Source organism: Cupriavidus sp. 291-E7 (genome assembly GCF_057798835.1).
Map to the genome: position 1 here is coordinate 73,330 of NZ_JBYOJV010000010.1, position 18,619 is coordinate 91,948.

General features: G+C 63.7%; 15 protein-coding genes and 1 riboswitch. Of the genes, 12 read left to right on the plus strand and 3 right to left on the minus strand.

From position 1 onward, the window contains the following. Positions 1-173: 173 nt before the first annotated feature. Positions 174-1,124 (minus strand): LysR substrate-binding domain-containing protein, encoded by a 951-nt coding sequence (locus AC3FLX_RS18570; protein ID WP_488698774.1) that lies wholly within the window; start codon positions 1,122-1,124, stop codon positions 174-176. Positions 1,125-1,402: 278 nt separating this feature from the next. On the opposite strand from AC3FLX_RS18570, the gene xdhA reads away from it, so the two are divergent. From xdhA to AC3FLX_RS18605, 7 genes are all read left to right on the plus strand, one after another. Continuing rightward, positions 1,403-2,917 carry a xanthine dehydrogenase small subunit gene (gene xdhA, locus AC3FLX_RS18575; RefSeq protein WP_488698775.1) on the plus strand — a complete coding sequence of 505 codons (1,515 nt, stop codon included), beginning with the start codon at positions 1,403-1,405 and terminating at the stop codon, positions 2,915-2,917. Positions 2,918-2,929: 12 nt separating this feature from the next. Further along, on the plus strand, positions 2,930-5,311 hold the full coding sequence (gene xdhB, locus AC3FLX_RS18580; RefSeq protein ID WP_488698776.1) for a xanthine dehydrogenase molybdopterin binding subunit: 2,382 nt from the start codon (positions 2,930-2,932) through the stop codon (positions 5,309-5,311). 27 nt (positions 5,312-5,338) lie between these two features. After that, a complete protein-coding gene (gene xdhC, locus AC3FLX_RS18585; RefSeq protein WP_488698777.1) occupies positions 5,339-6,343 on the plus strand; it encodes a xanthine dehydrogenase accessory protein XdhC in 1,005 nt (334 codons plus the stop codon). Between the two features lie 44 nt (positions 6,344-6,387). Beyond that, a complete protein-coding gene (locus tag AC3FLX_RS18590) occupies positions 6,388-7,452 on the plus strand; it encodes an adenosine deaminase (protein WP_488698778.1) in 1,065 nt (354 codons plus the stop codon). 82 nt (positions 7,453-7,534) lie between these two features. Beyond that, positions 7,535-8,878, plus strand: coding sequence for a guanine deaminase (gene guaD / locus AC3FLX_RS18595; RefSeq protein WP_488698779.1), 1,344 nt, complete (start codon positions 7,535-7,537; stop codon positions 8,876-8,878). 175 nt (positions 8,879-9,053) lie between these two features. Beyond that, positions 9,054-10,235 (plus strand): fatty acid desaturase, encoded by a 1,182-nt coding sequence (locus tag AC3FLX_RS18600; RefSeq protein ID WP_488698780.1) that lies wholly within the window; start codon positions 9,054-9,056, stop codon positions 10,233-10,235. 68 nt (positions 10,236-10,303) lie between these two features. After that, positions 10,304-10,515, plus strand: a riboswitch (yybP-ykoY riboswitch). A 30-nt stretch (positions 10,516-10,545) separates the two neighbouring features. Continuing rightward, a complete protein-coding gene (locus AC3FLX_RS18605; RefSeq protein ID WP_488698781.1) occupies positions 10,546-11,121 on the plus strand; it encodes a TMEM165/GDT1 family protein in 576 nt (191 codons plus the stop codon). A gap of 163 nt (positions 11,122-11,284) precedes the next feature. On the opposite strand, the gene AC3FLX_RS18610 is transcribed toward AC3FLX_RS18605, so the two are convergent. Then, positions 11,285-12,490 carry a urate hydroxylase PuuD gene (locus tag AC3FLX_RS18610; RefSeq protein ID WP_488698782.1) on the minus strand — a complete coding sequence of 402 codons (1,206 nt, stop codon included), beginning with the start codon at positions 12,488-12,490 and terminating at the stop codon, positions 11,285-11,287. A gap of 31 nt (positions 12,491-12,521) precedes the next feature. Further along, positions 12,522-12,875 (minus strand): hydroxyisourate hydrolase, encoded by a 354-nt coding sequence (gene uraH / locus AC3FLX_RS18615; protein ID WP_488698783.1) that lies wholly within the window; start codon positions 12,873-12,875, stop codon positions 12,522-12,524. Between the two features lie 345 nt (positions 12,876-13,220). Here uraH and AC3FLX_RS18620 point away from each other — a divergent pair, with 345 nt between their 5' ends. The 5 genes from AC3FLX_RS18620 to AC3FLX_RS18640 all read left to right on the plus strand — a co-directional run bounded on the left by AC3FLX_RS18620 (position 13,221) and on the right by AC3FLX_RS18640 (position 18,531). Beyond that, the gene (locus tag AC3FLX_RS18620; RefSeq protein ID WP_488698784.1) at positions 13,221-13,964 is read left to right on the plus strand and encodes a GntR family transcriptional regulator; all 744 of its coding nucleotides are present in this window, start codon (positions 13,221-13,223) and stop codon (positions 13,962-13,964) included. Between the two features lie 210 nt (positions 13,965-14,174). Next, complete coding sequence (locus tag AC3FLX_RS18625) at positions 14,175-15,581, plus strand: nucleobase:cation symporter-2 family protein (RefSeq protein WP_488698785.1); 1,407 nt, start codon at positions 14,175-14,177, stop codon at positions 15,579-15,581. A gap of 191 nt (positions 15,582-15,772) precedes the next feature. Next, positions 15,773-16,717, plus strand: a complete 945-nt coding sequence (gene puuE / locus AC3FLX_RS18630) for an allantoinase PuuE (protein ID WP_488698786.1) — start codon at positions 15,773-15,775, stop codon at positions 16,715-16,717. Next, positions 16,714-17,235, plus strand: coding sequence for a 2-oxo-4-hydroxy-4-carboxy-5-ureidoimidazoline decarboxylase (gene uraD / locus AC3FLX_RS18635; protein WP_488698787.1), 522 nt, complete (start codon positions 16,714-16,716; stop codon positions 17,233-17,235). The genes puuE and uraD overlap by 4 nt, the downstream gene beginning before the upstream one ends. A 207-nt stretch (positions 17,236-17,442) precedes the next feature. Further along, positions 17,443-18,531, plus strand: a complete 1,089-nt coding sequence (locus AC3FLX_RS18640; RefSeq protein WP_488698788.1) for a porin — start codon at positions 17,443-17,445, stop codon at positions 18,529-18,531. Positions 18,532-18,619: the final 88 nt, after the last annotated feature.

Here is an 18,619-nt window from a genome sequence, read left to right on the forward strand (position 1 = left end):
TTTGCCTTGCATATCTATTCGACAATGTGGCTCGATGACAAGCGTTTGCCCCGGTTTCCACGACGTTTCCGCGCATTCTCCACGGCATTCGTCGTTGTGGCAATTATGATATTTAAAGCATAAGTACAGCCGGCCGAACGCCCGGCAAGTACAGCCTTCGGCACATTGAAACCCTAGCTGGCGGGTGCCGATTCCAGGCGCGGCAGTTGAGGTAGATCCGACGCCACTTCGGCAATCATGCGGCGCAGCCACATCACGTCGGGCGCGGCATGGCAGCGCTCGTGCCAGAGCTGGTAGAAGCGCATGCGCGGGAACGATACCGGCGACGGCACCATGCGGATCGGCAGGTACTGCGCGTAATGCGCGGCGAACTGGCGGCCCGTGGTGAACACCATATCGGTCTTCATGAGCACGTAGGGCACCAGCCCGAAGTACGGCAACGTGACCTGGATATTGCGCTTGTAGCCCTGCTCGGCCAGCGCCTGGTCGATCATGCTGCGTTGCATCGACGCATACGGTGCCGGCGCCAGGTGCGGCATTTCCAGGTAGTGGCGCAGCGTCAGGCCGTGGCGCGCCAGCGGATGCTGGGCGCCCAGCATGCAGACCACCTCATCGTCGAACAACGGCGAGATGTGCAGATGTTCGGGCGGTGACAGCCAGTTGCCGACCACGATGTCCAGATGACCCTGCTCCAGCGCATCCAGAAAGTCGGTGGATTGCGTCATCGGATGCACGAACAGCTTGGCGCCCGGCGCCAGCCGGCGCACGCGCTCGACGATATTGGGCAGGAAAAACGCATCCAGGTAATCGGGGGCGCCCAGATGGAACGTGCGCGTGGTGGTGGCCGGGTCGAACTGCTGCGGCGGCCGGGCGATGCGATCCATCGCCGCCAGGCTCTGCTCGGCAAGCAACAGCAGCTCGCGGCCGCGCTCGGTTGGCACCATGCCGCTCTTGCCACGCACCAGGATGGCGTCGCCGGTGATTTCGCGCAGCCGCTTGAGCGTATTGCTGATGGCCGGCTGCGACTGCCCAAGCCGGACGGCGGTGCGGGTCACGCTCTGCTCGGTGAGCAGGGTGTGAAGTACCCGCAGCAAATAAGTATCGAGATGGTCGCGTCCGTGCATGGCAGATACCACCTCGCTCTTTTGGCTGGCGTGGGTGGCGTGGGGGAAGGGAACGGCGCATAGTGTAAGACAGGCACCCCTGATACGGTCAAATTCGACGCATCGTCCGGATGCACTACGGGTAGACCCGTAGATCGCCGCCAGACCGCACCGGGGTTGGGATTGCGCCCACCGCACCGCCCATTTGAGCGCGCCTTGATGGGGCATATCACATGGGCCAAATATTGCAAGAAAAGACCCGGTGCTATGTTTCCGCCATCCCCGAAAGAGAGAAGATCATGGAGACGCAAACCATCCGCTTTTTCCACCGCGGCAAGGTCCAGGAAGTATCCGACGCCCCCGTGACCCGTACGGTATTGCAGTACCTGCGTGAAGACGTGCGCTGCACGGGCACCAAGGAAGGCTGCGCCGAAGGCGACTGCGGTGCCTGCACCGTCGTGATCGGCGACCTGAAGACCGACGGCAATGTCGAATTCAAGGCCGTCAACGCCTGCATCCAGTTCCTGCCCACGCTCGACGGCAAGGCCCTGATCACGGTCGAGGACCTGCGCCAGGCCGACGGCGCGCTGCATCCGGTGCAGGAAGCGATGGTGGAGTGCCACGGCTCGCAATGCGGCTTCTGCACGCCCGGCTTCGTGATGTCGCTGTGGGCGCTGTACCAGCAGCACACGCCCGGCGGTGAGCCGCCCGCGCGCCAGGAAATCTGCGACGCGCTGACCGGCAACCTGTGCCGCTGCACCGGCTACCGCCCGATCGTCGACGCCGGCCAGCGCATGATGGCCCTGCCCGCCCCGACGGCCAGCCGCCTGAATCCGAAACAGATCGCCGACACGCTGCGCAATCTCAAGCGCGGTGAAACGTTCCATTACAACGTGGGCGGCCAGCATTTCTACGCACCGCGCACCGCGGCCGAGTTTGGCGCCATCAAGGCCGCCGAGCCGGATATCCGCATCCTGGCGGGCAGCACCGACGTGGGCCTCTGGGTCACGAAGCAGTTCCGCGAACTGGGCAACCTGCTCTACGTCGGCCAGGTGGAAGACCTGAACACGATTGCCGAGCGCGATGGCTTTATCGAAATCGGCGCGGCCGTGACGCTGGAAAACGCCTACGCCGCGCTGAATGTCGCGCATCCGGAGCTGGAGGAATTGTGGAAGCGCTTTGCGTCGCTGCCGATTCGCAACGCCGGCACGCTGGGCGGCAACATCGCCAATGGATCGCCGATCGGTGACTCCATGCCCGCACTGATTGCCCTGGGCACCGAGGTGGTGCTGCAGCGCGGCGACGTGCGCCGCACGATGCCGCTGGAAGACCTGTACCTGGCCTACCAGAAGACGGCCATGACCGAGGGCGAATTCGTGGCCGGTCTGCGCGTGCCGGTGCGCGGCCTGGGGCATTTCCGCACTTACAAGCTGTCCAAGCGTTTTGACGAGGATATTTCCGCCGTGTGCGCCGCCTTTGGCATCACGGTCGAGAACGGCATCGTGACCACCGCGCGCATTGCATTCGGCGGCATGGCAGCCACGCCCAAGCGCGCGGCGTTGACCGAGGCCGCGCTCGTCAGACAGCCGTGGACCGAAGCCACCGCCCGCGCCGGCATGGCCGCGCTGGGCCAGGACTACACGCCCCTGACCGATATGCGCGCCACCGCGGCCTATCGCTCGCGCGGCGCCGCCAACCTGCTCTACCGCTTCTGGCTCGAAACGCGCGAGGACGCGCTGCCGGCCGGCATGGTCAATGTCCGCGCGATTGGCGCGGGGGAATGCATGGGCACCGGTGAAACCGTGAGCGCCTGAGGAAAGCACGCCATGAACAAGCAAACAGAACCCTTCCTGCTCGACGCCAGCGTGGCCGCTGAAGCAACGCCGCAAGTGGGCATTTCGCGCCCGCACGAATCGGCCCACCTGCACGTGGCGGGCACGGCCACCTATACCGACGACATTCCCGAACTGGCCGGCACGCTGCACGCCGCGCTGGGCATGAGCAGCAAGGCTCATGCGCGCCTGAAGTCCGTCAACCTCGACCGCGTGCGCAAGGCGCCCGGCGTGGTGACCGTGCTGACCGTCGACGACATTCCCGGCGTCAACGACTGCGGCCCGATCATTCACGACGACCCGATCCTGGCCAAGGATCTGGTCCAGTTCATCGGCCAGCCGATTTTTGTGGTCGTGGCCTCGTCACATGACGCCGCGCGCCGTGCCGCGCGCCTGGCGGACATCGATTACGAAGACCTGCCGCCGGTACTGACGCCCGAGGCCGCGCACGCCGCCGGCAGCTACGTGCTGCCCCCGATGCACCTGACGCGCGGCGAGCCGGCGAAGCATCTGGATGCCGCCGCTCGCCGTGACAGCGGCCATATCCAGCTTGGCGGCCAGGAGCAGTTTTATCTCGAAGGCCAGATCGCCTATGCCGCCCCGCGCGAGAACGATGGCATGCACGTCTGGTGTTCGACGCAGCACCCGACCGAAATGCAGCACGCCGTGGCTCACATGCTGGGCTGGCACGCGCACCAGGTACTGGTGGAATGCCGCCGCATGGGTGGCGGCTTTGGCGGCAAGGAATCGCAATCGGCCATGTTCGCGTGCTGCGCGTCGCTGGCTGCGTGGAAGCTGCTGTGCCCGGTCAAGCTGCGTCCGGACCGCGACGACGACATGATGATCACGGGCAAGCGTCACGACTTCACGTTCGACTTCGACGTGGGCCATGACGACGACGGCCGCCTGGAGGGTATCCGCGTGGAAATGGTGTCGCGCGCTGGCTTCTCGGCCGACCTGTCCGGTCCGGTGATGACGCGGGCGATCTGCCACTTCGACAACGCCTACTGGCTGCCGAACGTGCAGATCGACGGCTACTGCGGCAAGACCAACACGCAGAGCAATACCGCGTTCCGCGGCTTCGGCGGCCCGCAGGGTGCGTTTGCGATCGAATACATCCTGGACAACGTTGCGCGCAACGTCGGCAAGGACTCGCTCGACGTGCGCCGCGCCAACTTCTATGGCAAGGGCGAGCGCAACGTCACGCCGTACGGCCAGACCGTGGAAGACAACGTCATCCACGAACTGATCGACGAACTGGTGGCCTCCAGCGAATACCGGGCCCGCCGCGCCGCCACGCGGGAGTTCAACGCGAAGAGCCCGATCCTGAAGAAGGGCATCGCGATCACGCCCGTCAAGTTCGGCATCTCGTTCAATGTGGCGCACTACAACCAGGCCGGCGCGCTGGTGCACGTGTACAACGACGGCTCGGTGCTCGTGAATCACGGCGGCACGGAAATGGGCCAGGGCCTGAACACCAAGGTGGCGATGGTGGTGGCGCACGAACTCGGCATCCGCATGGAGCGCGTGCGCGTGACGGCTACCGATACCAGCAAGGTCGCCAACACATCGGCCACGGCGGCCTCCACCGGCGCCGACCTGAACGGCAAGGCCGCGCAGGACGCCGCGCGCCAGATCCGCGAGCGCCTCGCGGTTTTTGCCGCGCGCAAGGCTGGCGTGGAACCCGATGCCGTGCGCTTCAACGACGATCTCGTGATCGCCGGTGAACTGCGCCTGTCGTTTGGCGACCTGGCGCGTGAAGCCTACGTGGCGCGCGTACAGCTCTGGTCGGACGGTTTCTACACCACGCCCAAGCTCTACTGGGATCAGAAGGCGCTGCATGGCCGGCCGTTCTACTACTACGCCTATGGCGCCGCGTGCTCCGAGGTGATCGTCGATACGCTGACCGGCGAATGGAAGCTGCTGCGCGCCGATGCGTTGCATGACGCAGGCAAGTCGCTGAATCCGGCCATCGACATCGGCCAGGTGGAAGGCGCGTTTATCCAGGGCATGGGCTGGCTCACCACCGAGGAACTGTGGTGGAACCAGAGCGGCAAGCTGATGACGCACGCCCCGTCGACGTACAAGATCCCGACGATCAACGACTGCCCGGAAGACTTCAACGTGCGGCTGTTCCAGAACAACAACGTCGAGGACAGCATCCACCGGTCGAAGGCCGTGGGCGAGCCGCCGCTGCTGTTGCCGTTCTCGGTGTTCTTCGCCATCCGCGATGCGATTGCCGCCGTGGGTGACTACCGGATCAACCCGCCGCTGCGCGCACCCGCCACCAGCGAAGCGATCCTCGATGCCGTCGAAGCCGTGCAGGCTGCACAAGCCACGCAGGCAGTCGCCAGCACCGAAGCCATACCCGCCTGACCGCAGCAAGCCAGCGAGAGAACCATCATGCAGGACGCCCCGCTCAAACCGTTCCGCTTCGCCGACGCATCCCGATGGGCGCGCGCCGGCGTACCCGTGGCGATGGTCACCATCGTCGACGTCAAGGGTTCCGCGCCGCGCGAGCCGGGCATCCGCATGCTGGTCACGGCCGACGACCTGGTCGGCACGATCGGCGGCGGCCACCTGGAATGGCGCGGCATGGACATTGCGCGGGCCATGCTGGCCAACCGCCACGTGCGCGGCAATCCGCATCGGCGCATCGAGCGCATTCCGCTGGGGCCGGCACTTGGCCAGTGCTGCGGCGGCGTGGTGAAGCTGGCATTCGAGGTACTGGGCGAAGCGGACCTGACCTGGCTCGACGCCATCGACACCGCGTTCAAGGGCGGACGTTCGCTGCAACGCACGGTGCCGCTGGCTGGCGCCATCACGGTCGAATCCAGCCGCGCGATGCTGCCGACCGCGGCGCTGCAGCCCGACGACACCTGGACCGACACACTGGTGCCGGATGAAATGCACGTGGTGCTGTTTGGCGCCGGCCATGTGGGCCATGCGCTGGTGAAGGTGCTGTCGACGCTGCCGTGCCGCGTGCACTGGGTGGACGAGCGCGACACGCTGTTCCCGGCCGGGTTGCCCGAGAATATCGAAGCCGAGGCCACGGACACGCCCGAGGCTGTGGTCGATGACGCGCCGCCGGGGTCGTACTTCATCGTCATGACCCATAGCCATGCGCTGGACCAACAGCTTTGCGAGCGGATCTTCCGCCGCACCGACTTTGCCTACTTCGGGCTGATCGGATCGAAAACCAAGCGTGCGAAGTTTGAACACCGGATGGCCGAACACGGCATCGACCCGGCGCGGTTCCCGGAAATGACGTGTCCGATGGGCGTCGCGGGCATCACTGACAAGGCACCGGCTATGATTGCGGTTGCCATCGTCGCCCAGCTGTTGCAGGTTCGCGAGCAGCGCATTGCCGCGCTGCGTGCCAGCCGGCTGGAGGCGGTGCTTCCGTAACAGTACAGCCGTGATCCGGCTGTCAGTCTTAGAAAAGAGGCCCCATGACCATCGATGCCGTGCTGGCGGACAAGATCCGCCGTACTCCAAAGGCCGAACTTCACGTGCATATCGAAGGCACGCTCGAACCCGAGCTGATCTTCCGGCTGGCCCAGCGCAACAACGTCAAGCTGGCTTACGCCGATGTGGAGGCGCTGCGCGCCGCCTACGCGTTCACCGACCTGCAATCGTTCCTGGATATCTACTACGCCGGCGCCAGTGTGCTGCTGACCGAGGAAGATTTCTTCGACATGACGATGGACTACATCAAGCGCGCCGTTGCCGACAACGTCCGCCATGCCGAGATCTTCTTCGATCCGCAGACCCATACCGAGCGCGGCGTGCCGATCGGCATCGTCATCGACGGCATTTCCGATGCACTGGCGCAGGCACGTACCGAATACGATTTTTCGAGCAGCCTGATTCTCTGCTTCCTGCGCCATCTGTCCGAGGACGACGCATTCGCCACGCTCGACGCGGCCCTGCCCTATCGCGACCGGTTTGTCGGTGTCGGCCTGGATTCGTCCGAACGCGGCAATCCGCCGGAGAAGTTCGCCCGCGTCTTCGCCAAGGCAAAGACGCTCGGCCTGCACCTGGTGGCGCACGCTGGCGAGGAAGGTCCCGCGCAATACGTGACGGACGCGCTGGACATCCTCAAGGTCGAGCGGATCGATCATGGCGTGCGCGCGATCGATGACGAAGCGCTCGTGCAACGGCTGGCGCGCGAACGCATCGCGCTGACCGTGTGCCCGCTGTCGAACCAGAAGCTGAAGGTATATCCGGACCTGCGCGACCATTCGCTGAAGCAATTGCTCGATGCCGGCGTGGCCGTGACGCTGCACTCGGACGATCCGGCCTATTTTGGCGGCTATATGAACGCCAACTGGGAGGCAACGTTCGAAGCGCTGCCGCTGGACGCCGCCGACGCCCACAAGCTGGCCCGCAACAGTTTTGAAGCGGCCTTCCTGCCCGACACGCAGAAGGCCGAATTCCTGGCGGAGGTCGATCACTTCTGGTCGGCCACGCCTTCGCAACCGCCCGCAACGGTCAATGTGAGTTCCACAGCCTGACCGGGCGCATACCCAGAACGCCGGATGCCGCGCCCGCTGCCTGAATGGCGCGGGCGGGCACCGGCCGCCCCGAGACAAGATGATGACGACGACTTCCCCCGCTTCGCGCACCACCGGTGCCGTCACCCGCGCCATCCGTGGCCGCATCCTGCATTTCCTGCGCGATCCGCAGTTCCATGAGGATGCCTATCAGTATTGGGAAGACGGACTGATGATCGTGACTGCCGGGCGCATTGCCGCCGTCGGATCTTACGAAAGCCTGGCGCAAGAAATTCCCGCTGGCGCCGAAATGGCGGACCATCGCGGCAAGCTGATCGTGCCCGGCTTTATCGACACGCATATCCACTATCCGCAGACCGACATCATCGCGTCGCCGTCGCCGGGCCTGCTGCACTGGCTGGACACCTACACCTTTCCCGAAGAGCGCCGCTTCAGCGATGCCACCTACGCACGCGGCGTGGCGGATTTCTTCACCGACGAGCTGCTGCGCAACGGCACTACCACGGCGATGGTCTGGAGCACGGTGCACGCCGCATCGGCCGACGCGCTTTTTTCGGCCAGCCAGGCGCGCAACATGCGCATGATCACCGGCAAGGTGCTGATGGATCGCAACTGCCCCGAATTCCTGCGCGACACCGCCGAGTCCGGCGCGCGCGATTCGGCCGATCTGATTTCGAAATGGCATGGCAAGGACCGGCTGGCCTATGCGATTACGCCGCGCTTTGCGCCGACGTCGACCGAGGCGCAACTGGCCGCCTGCGGTGAACTGGCCCGCGCCCATTCGGACGTCTTTATCCAGACGCACGTGGCCGAAAACCGCGACGAGGTGAAGTGGGTCGCCGAGCTGTTCCCCGATGCGCGCAGCTACCTGGACGTCTACGACCGATACAACCTGCTGCGTCCCGGCGCGTTTTACGGCCATGCGATCTATCTCGACCCCGAGGACCGCCGTCGCCTGGCTGATAGCGGCGCGGCCGTGGCGCACTGCCCCACGTCGAACCTGTTCCTGGGCAGCGGCTTCTATGACTTCCACCAGTCCGACGCCAATCGCCTGAACGTGACGCTGGCCACCGACGTAGGCGGCGGCACGTCGTTCTCGATGTTCCGTACGATGAATGCCGCGCACAAGGTGGCACGCATGGGCGGCTACCACCTGACCGCGCTGCGCATGTTCTATCTGGCCACGCGAGCCGCGGCCGAGGCGCTGGGCTGGCAGGACCGTATCGGCAGCTTCGAGGTCGGCTGCGAGGCGGACTTCCTCGTGCTGGACCCCGACGCCACCCCGCTGATCGCCCGGCGCAGCCATCGCTCTGATTCGCTCGAAGAGCAACTGTTCGCGTTTGCCATGCTGGGCGACGACCGCGTCATCGACAGCGTGTACATCATGGGCGAGCAGACCACGGCCGCCGCGCCGGCAGCGGCCTGACCACGTTCGGCCCCGTCGTGAAGGGGCTTTCCGGGCGCACGCGCACGAAAAGCCCCTTTTAGATGTCCTGTATTGACTGGAATCAACACAATCGTCATCAAACCCTTCTAGTCTGTCGCATTCGTGCGCCCTCCGAAGACTGGGCGCCACTGCATTCCGACTCGCTGGACAATCGATGACTGCCCGATCCGACACTCTTTCCGCTGCCGATGCCGAAGCCATCGGCACGGCTGCCGCCCCCGGCCAGACCCGCCAGACCCGCCCTTCCGGCAACGTACCGATGCCGGAACCCATCGCCTTCGAGGCACCGTTTCCCAACCGCAAGACCATCCGCAGCTGGCTGATCCCGCTCGGGGACCGCAGCACGCCGCGCGCGCTGATGCTGTTCGCCTTCGACTACGCGCTGTTCGCGGCCGTGCTGGCTGGCGTGGTGCTGCTGTCGGCATGGTGGGCCAAGGTTGGCCTGGGCGTGCTGGCCGGCCTGATCATCGCGCGCCTGTTCATCATCGGCCACGACGCCTGCCACCAGAGCCTGACGGCCAACCGCAGGCTGAACAAGTGGCTGGGCCGGCTGACCTTCCTGCCATCGCTGACGCCGTACAGCCTGTGGGAAGTGGGCCATAACGTCGTGCATCACGGCTACACCAACCTGAAGGGTTTCGATTTCGTCTGGGCGCCGTACTCGCTGGAGGAATTCCGCGCACTGCCGCGCCGTCGCCGCGTGATGGAGCGCATCTACCGCAATGGCTTTGGCGCGGGCCTGTATTACCTGATCGAGATCTGGTGGTTCAAGCTGTTCTTCCCGAGCAAGCGCCAGATGGCTACGCGCCGCGCGATCTTCATGTGGGACTGCGCACTGGTCGCCGCCTTCGGCGCGCTGTGGATCGGCGCGCTGGCCTGGCTGGCCGTCGCCACCGGTCAATCGGTGCTGCTGATGATCGGCACCGGCTTCGTGCTGCCGTTCCTGGTCTGGAATACCACGGTCGGCTTTGTGCTTTACGTCCACCACACGCATACCAGCGTGGCGTGGTATGACACCAAGGCGATGTGGTCGAAGGCCCAGCCGTTCGTCTCCACTACCGTGCACCTGCGCTTCGGCATGGGAATCGGCGCGGCGCTCCACCACATCATGGAGCACACGGCGCACCACGTGGACATGAGCATTCCGCTGTACCAGCTCAAGCGCGCACAAGCACTGCTGGAACATGCGCTGCCGGGCCGCATCATCATCGAGAACTTCTCTTGGCGCTGGTATTTCCAGACCGCCCGTCACTGCAAGCTCTACGACTTCAAGTCGCTGTGCTGGACAGATTTCCGCGGTCGCCAGACCAGCGAAAACAGCCCCGTGCCTGCCTGAGAATCATTCGCAAAACCATAGTAATAGCGCCAGACCGATGGACATTACCCGTCGGTCTGGCTACAATGCGGACTTCCATTGGGGAGTAGCCGCCCTGATCTCACCGCGCCGCGCAATGCGGCACCCGGAAGACAGGGGCGTACGTCAACAGACTTGACCGCAATGCGGTTATGGCGTGCGCAGCTCCGGACCTTGTGTCCAGCGCCTGGCGAGACCGATGACCATACCTTTCTGGCCGGGCCGGGAAAGGTGTGCGTCATTGGCATCTCGCGAGATGCGTTTGCGGCCCGGTTGTTACACCCATAAAAAAATGGAATCGTTCCTCGTCTCCACAGGTATCGTCGCGCTCGCTGAAATGGGCGACAAGACGCAGCTGCTGTCGCTCGTTCTGGCCGCGCGGTATCGCAAACCCCTTCCCATCATCCTGGGCATCCTGATCGCCACACTGGTGAATCACGGCTTTGCCGGCGCACTCGGCGGCTGGATCACCGGCGTGCTGGGCGCCGATCTGTTGCGCTGGATTCTCGGCCTCGGCTTCATTGCGATGGCCGGCTGGATGCTGATTCCCGACAAGCTCGACGACGCCGAGGAAGCCAAACCGGTCAAGGGCGCACTGGGCATCCTGGGCACGACGATCGTGGCCTTCTTCTTTGCGGAGATGGGCGACAAGACGCAGATCGCCACCGTGGCACTGGCCGCGCGTTTCCACGGCGAAGTTATCGCCGTCGTCGCCGGTACCACGTTCGGCATGATGCTGGCCAATGCCCCGGCCGTCCTGCTGGGCGACAAGTTCGCCAACAAGATGCCGATCGGACTGGTGCACAAGATCGCGGCCGCCATCTTCCTGGTACTGGGTCTGTTGGCGCTGTTCAACGTCGGCGGCTAACCACGGACACCACAGCTGCACGCATCCCTGGAACGGGCCGCGCGCATCGGGAAAGAAAATAAAAAAACGGGGCACGAAGCCCCGCTCAAACCCTCGCCGGTCCGGAACAGCCGGCTGCTGACTGCGCAGCCTCCGGACCGTCGATCACCGATGCCCGGTCAAATCAGTTGGTAGTCTTGGCGCCGCCCTCGAACCACTGGCCCAGCAGCGCGCGCTCATCGTCCGTAATCTGGGTGACGTTACCCAGCGGCATGGCCTTCTGCTGCACGGCCTGCTGGTAGATCAGCTGAGCGTGAGACTTGATGCCATCGACGCTGTCGAGCTTGATGCCCTTGGCGGCCGTCGGCATCATCTTCGGCTGCTCCGCATGGCACTGTACGCAGCGCGAGTTCATGATTTCCTGCACCTTCACGAAGCTCACCGCATTGGCGGCGGCATCACCATTGCTGGCCACCTGCTGGCGCGGCTGTGGCGCAATCAGGAATGCGACCAGGCCCAGGCACGCCACACCGGCGGCCGGCCACGCGATGTTGATCTTGCCCTTATGCTTCAGGATGAAGAACTGGCGGATCAGCACACCGGCCAGCATGACCATAATCAGCACCAGCCAGTTGTTCTTGGCCGCGTAGGTCATGCTGTAGTGGTTCGACAGCATCGCGAACAGCACCGGCAGCGTGAAGTAGGTGTTGTGCACGCTGCGCTGCTTGCCGCGCTTGCCGTGGATCGGGTCCACTGGCTGGCCAGCCTTCAGTGCCGCCACCACCTTGCGCTGGCCCGGAATGATCCAGAACAGCACATTCGCGCTCATGATCGTGGCAATCATCGCGCCGGTCAGCAGGAATGCCGCGCGGCCCGAGAAGATATGGCAGGCCACGTAAGCGGCCACGGCCACATAGATCGCCACCAGCATGCCCACCGTCTTGTCGCTCTTGCCGAAGATGCGGCAGATGGCGTCATACACGACCCAGCCCACGATCAGGTACGACACGGCAAAGCCCACGGCCGCGCCGGGCGACATGTCGAAGACGTTCTTGTCGATCAGGAACGTGCTGGCGTTGAACAGGTACAGCACCACCAGCAGCGCGAAGCCGCTCATCCACGTGGAGTACGACTCCCAGTAGAACCAGTGCAGGTTCTCGGGCAGCGACTTCGGTGCGGTCAGGTACTTCTGCGGGTTGTAGAAACCGCCCCCGTGCACGGCCCACAACTCACCATCGACGCCCTTGTCCTTCAGACCAGTGTCGGTCGGGCGCGTCAGGCTGTTGTCGAGCCAGACGAAGTAGAACGACGAACCGATCCAGGCGATCGCCGTGATGACGTGCAGCCAACGCAAGAGCAGATTGGCCCAGTCGAGAATGTAGCCTTCCATGACTTGTCTCCTTGTTCCCGTCCGCCTTGTCTCAGCTGCCGCGGTAGGTCGAGTACGACCACGGCGACACCAGCAGGGGCACGTGGTAGTGCGCGTTCGTGTCGGCAATGCCGAAACGCAGCGTCACCACATCAAGGAAAGCCGGCTCGGGCAGTTTCACGCCCGCGGCCCGGAAGTAGTCGCCCGCACCGAAATCGAGCTCGTAGACGCCAGGCAGCAGGTCGGCACCTTCCAGCAGAGGCTGGTCGGCACGGCCGTCATGGTTGGTCTTGATCGACTTCAGAGTCTCGCGACGATTGTCGACAATTTTATGCAGGGTAACCGACATGCCGGCACCGGGTGTACCGGCGGCAGTGTCGAGAACGTGAGTGGTCAAGCGTCCCATCCTGTTCTTCCTTTGGAATGTGGGTTGTGAGGGGCGCCGCTGCCTTCACTAGCACCATATGTGGGAATGGTGCCCGCTCGGTACGTGTTTCAACGCATCCCGGCGCTGGATTGGTGCGAGGCGACAATGCGCCTGCCCTATCCGTAAGACAACTCCGTAAATACCCGTAGTTGTCGAAAACCTTGGTCGGTTTTGTTGACAATAGTGCTTGCATATCCAAATAATTGTCAACAATTTTTAGATCCGCGAACCCGAATGATCGATATCAAGACCCTTGATGTTGGTACGTGAATGGGTCGCTACGATCGCTGACCATCGCCTCCCCCGCTTTTGCGAGTGCCCAGGATGTCCAAGAATCTCAAGCTGATTGCCGCCGCCGACGCGCTGCCCGCGTCCACCGATAACAAGCCCGCCCGCAAGGGGTCGGTGGAAGAGCGCATGTATCACGAGATCTACGACGCGATCATGGAGCACCGGCTGCCTCCGCGTACCAAGCTGACCGAGCATTCGCTTTGCGAGATCTATGCCACCGCGCGCCACACCGTGCGCAAGGTGCTGTCCCGCCTGGCCGCCGACGGCATGGTCGACCTGGAACCGAATCGCGGCGCGTTCATCGCGAGCCCGTCCACCGACGAGGCGCACGACATGTTTGAACTGCGCCAGATGCTGGAACGCGCCGTGCTGGAAAAACTGGCCGCCATGCCGAACGTGCGCACGGTGATCGCCCCGCTGCGCAAGATGGTGGCCGACGAACGCCAGGCGTTTCTGACGCACGAGCGCCCGACCTGGATCCGCCTGTCCGCCGAATTCCACACCGCGCTGGCCGATCTTTCCGGCAACGAGCTGCTGGTGACGATGATGCGCCGGCTGGTGTCGCGTACCACGCTGATGATCGCCAGCGTGGAAGCACCCGGCCACAACGCGTGCTCGTTCGACGAGCACGACGACATTCTCGACGCACTGGAACAGGGCGATGCCGCCCTGGCCCAGTCGCGCATGGCGCACCACCTTGGCGCCTGCGCGGACCGCGTGCAGCCGGATGAGCCCGGCAACTTCGATCTTCGCAGCGTGCTGGGCCGCTCCACCTAGCACGATGTTCCCGCCGCCGGGCAACAGTGATTCCCTGTTGCCGATGCAGGCCCACCGGTTTTTCGTCGCATATCAGGCCCGTCAGAGGCGCGGCGAAAACCGGACAAAGAACCGCCAACAATCGCCCGTCACAAGAGGCGTCGACAAAGCGGTCAAGGGCGGAACCCGGCGCGCGTTCCCATCGAAACCAAAAGGAGAGGAGACACACCCATGAATTCCGCAAGCACCACGGTCCCCACGGATCTGACAAACGAGCGGCTGCCCTCCGGGCGGTTGCTGGCGCTGGGCCTGCAGCACGTGCTGGTGATGTATGCCGGCACTGTCGCCGTACCTCTCATCGTCGGCGGCGCGCTCAAGCTCCCCAAGGATCAGTTGGCCTTTCTGATCAATGCCGACCTGTTCGCGGCCGGCCTGGCCACGCTGATCCAGGCCATCGGTTTCTGGAAGTTCGGCATCCGCATGCCCGTGATGATGGGCGTCACGTTTGCGTCGGTGGCGCCGATGATCGCCATTGGCAATGATCCCAACGTGGGTCTGCTCGGCATCTATGGCGCGGTGATCGCGTCCGGGGTGTTCGGGATACTGATTGCGCCGATGATGGGACGCATGCTCGGACTCTTCCCACCGGTCGTCACCGGCACGGTGATCACGCTGATCGGCGTTTCGCTGATGCGCGTAGGCATCAACTGGGCCGGCGGCGGCCAACCCACCACGCGCGCCGTGATCGACGGCGTGGTCAAGGACGTGCCCAATCTCGCCTATGGCGACCTGAGCAGCCTGGCCATCGCGGGCCTGACGCTGCTGGTGATCCTCGCGCTGACCCGATACGGCCGTGGCCTGGTGGCCAACTGCGCGGTGCTGCTTGGCATCATCATCGGTACGTTCGTCGCAATGGCATTCGGCAAGGTCTCGTTCGACGGACTCCATGACGCCAGCTACGTGGCAATCATCACGCCTCTGCACTTTGGCATGCCGACGTTCCAGCTGACCGCCATCCTGTCGATGTGCATCGTCATGCTGATCACGCTCGTGGAATCGACCGGAATGTTCCTGGCCCTGTCCGACATCACGGGCCGCAAGCTGAGCACCAAGGACCTGACGGCCGGCCTGCGCGCCGATGGCCTTGGCACCGTGATCGGCGGTGTGTTCAACACGTTTCCGTACACGTCGTTCTCGCAGAACGTGGGCCTCGTCACGGTGACGGGCGTTCGCTCGCGCTACGTGGCAGCGGCCGGCGGCCTGATCCTGATCGCGTTCGGCCTGTTCCCGAAGATGGCACACGTTGTGGCATCTGTACCGCAATTCGTACTGGGCGGCGCCGGCATCGTGATGTTCGGCATGGTGGCGGCCACTGGCATCCGCATCCTGGGCAGCTGCGACTTCACCCGCAATCGCCACAACCTGTTCATCGTGGCGATCTCGATCGGCTTCGGCATGATCCCGACGCTGTCGCCCACGCTGTTCCAGTACCTGCCGAAGTGGACCGACCCGTTCACGCATAGCGGCATCGTTCTTGGCACGATCGTGGCCGTCACGTTGAACCTGTTCTTCAACGGCATCCAGTCGGCCGAAGAGGCAATGCGCAACGCTGCCGCCAACACCCACGGCACGGAGTAATGCCACCCAACCATTGACGTACAACAATCGAAATCGACAATCGGACGCGGACAATCCTGCATCAGCATCGCGCCCGGTTGTCAAGCCCGCAAGAGCCACTCTGGCACGCGCTTTGCGTAAGGGAGTGCGCTACAGGACCCGGCCCTTGCGGGCAGCAGTTTGAATTTCTCTCCTGAAGCAGACACAACGCGATGACACACGATAACTATCCACGCGATCTCATTGGCTATGGCGCCCAACCGCCGCACGCCCGCTGGCCGGGCGGCGCGCGCGTGGCGCTGCAGTTCGTGCTCAATTACGAAGAGGGCGGCGAGAACTCCGTGCTGCACGGCGACGCCGCATCCGAGCAGTTCCTGTCCGAGATCGTCGGTGCCGCGGCTTACCCCGCGCGGCACATGAGTATGGAAGGCATCTATGAGTACGGCTCGCGCGCCGGCGTCTGGCGCATTCTGCGCGAGTTCGAACAGCGCAAGCTGCCGCTCACGATCTTTGGCGTATCGATGGCGCTGCAGCGCCATCCGGAACTGACGCGCGCCTTCGTCGAACTGGGCCATGAAATCGCGTGCCACGGCTGGCGCTGGATTCACTACCAGAGCATCGACGAGGCTACCGAGCGCGAGCATATGCGCATCGGCATGCAGATCATCAAGGACCTGACCGGCGAAATGCCGCTGGGCTGGTACACGGGCCGCGATAGTCCCAACACGCGCAAGCTCGTGGTGGAACACGGCGGGCTGCTGTACGACTCGGACTACTACGGCGACGACCTGCCCTTCTGGACCGAAGTGGAAATCACTGGCGGCGAAAAGAAGCCGCACCTGGTGGTGCCCTACACGCTCGACTCCAACGACATGCGCTTTGCCACGCCGCAGGGCTTCAACACGGGGGAGCAGTTCTTCCAGTATCTGAAGGATGCCTTCGACGTGCTCTACGCCGAGGGCGATCCGAGCGGCCTCGACCAGCCGAAGATGCTGTCGATCGGCATGCACTGCCGCCTGCTGGGCCGCCCGGGACGTTTCCGTGCGCTGCAGCGATTCCTGGACTACGTGCAGTCGCACGACAAGGTATGGATCTGCCGGCGCGTCGATATCGCGCGCCATTGGATCGAAACCCACCCGCACCGGAGCCAGGCATGAGCCAGAACACCTATACGATCGCCCAACTCAACGCGATGCCCGAGGCCGAATTCATCAAGGTGCTCGGCGGCATCTACGAACACTCGCCCTGGTTTGCGGAAGCCGCCGCGAAGAAACGCCCGTTTGCCAACACCGCGGACCTGGCCACGGCGCTGCGCGGCGCGGTGGACGCATCGGGACAGGAAGCGCAGCTCACGCTCGTACGCGCCCACCCGGAGCTTGCGGGCAAGGCGGCGGTACGTGGCGAGCTGACCGAGGAATCGACGCGCGAACAGGCTGGCGCTGGCCTGGACCAGTGCACGCCGGAAGAATTCCAGCGTCTGCAGAATCTGAATGCGGCCTACAACCGCAAGTTCGGCTTCCCGTTCATCCTGGCTGTACGCGGCTATGACCGGCACGGAATCATCGACGCGTTTGCAAGGCGCGTCGAAAACGAGCCGGCCGTCGAGTTGCAAACTTGCATCAACCAGATCCATCGCATTGCGCAATTCCGCTTGAACGACTTAGTATCCGCCTGAAAAAAAATCCACAGCAGTAAAGAGAGAGAAATTCAGGAACGTTCAGCGAAGCAACATCGCTGTCAAAAATAGTACCCGGCCGCGCCGGTCCCCACTTCACGGAAAGGCTTCCGTGCGCGGCCGAGGGACAAAGCAGAAGAAGACCTTTCAAGGTCCCGGCACACAAAGAAAACGTTCTGAGCAGCTTCACAACCACGGAGGTCTTACATGACAAAGCAGTACAAGCCGGCTCTCAAGCTGGCGGCAATCGCGGCCACTCTTTTTTCCGGCGCAGCCTTCGCCCAGTCCAGCGTCACGCTGTACGGTCAGGCTGATATGTTCGTCGGTGGCATCAAGAATCCTGGTAGTAGCGACCGTGCCTACGTCGCAAACTCGGGTGGCATGCAAACCTCGTACTGGGGTATCAAGGGTACCGAGGACCTGGGCATGGGTACCAAGGCCATCTTCGACCTGAACGGCTTCTTCCGCACCGACTCGGGCAGCTCGGGCCGCTTCAACGGCGATTCGATGTTCAGCCGCAATGCGTATGTCGGTCTGGAGAACCAACGCTACGGCACGCTGAAGCTCGGCCGCAACACCACGCCGTATTTTGTGTCGACGATCCTGTTCAACCCGCTGGTTGACTCGTACGTCTTCAGCCCGATGATCTTCCACACGTACCTCCCGGCCAGCAGCGGCCGGGTTTACGACCCGGGCATCATCGGCGATTCCGGCTGGAACAACTCGCTGGTCTATTCGACGCCGAACTTCGGCGGCCTGACCGCTAACGTGATTTACTCGTTCGGTGAGTCGGCGGGCAACAGTGGCAAGAACAAGTGGGGCGGCAACCTGACCTACTTCTCGGGCGACTTCGCTGCCACGGTGGCGTTCCAGCAGGTCAAGTTCGACAACACGCCGTTCGACCTGACCAACCAGACGTCCAACCCCAACCTGACCGGCTTCGACAAGCAGACCGCGGTTCAGGCTGGCCTGTCGTACGACTTCAAGATCCTGAAAGCCTTCGTGCAAGGCCAGTACATCAAGACCAACGTCAACACGAACCCGTTCGGCGACATCAAGCACATCGACGGCCAGGCCGGCGTGTCGGTGCCGGTGGGCGCGGGCAACGTGCTGGCGTCGTACGCATACGGCCGCGTGCTGAACGAAGTGTCCAGCATCAAGCGCAACACGTTTGCGCTGGCCTACGACTACAACCTGTCGAAGCGCACCGACGTGTACGCCGCGTACTACTACGACAAGGTCACCGGCATCGAGCACGGCGACAGCTTCGGCGTAGGCGTCCGCCACAAGTTCTGATCGTCGGTCATCTGACCCGCTGTCACAAAAGCCTGCCCACGCGGCAGGCTTTTTATTGCGCGCAACCTACCCCGATACGCCACAATGC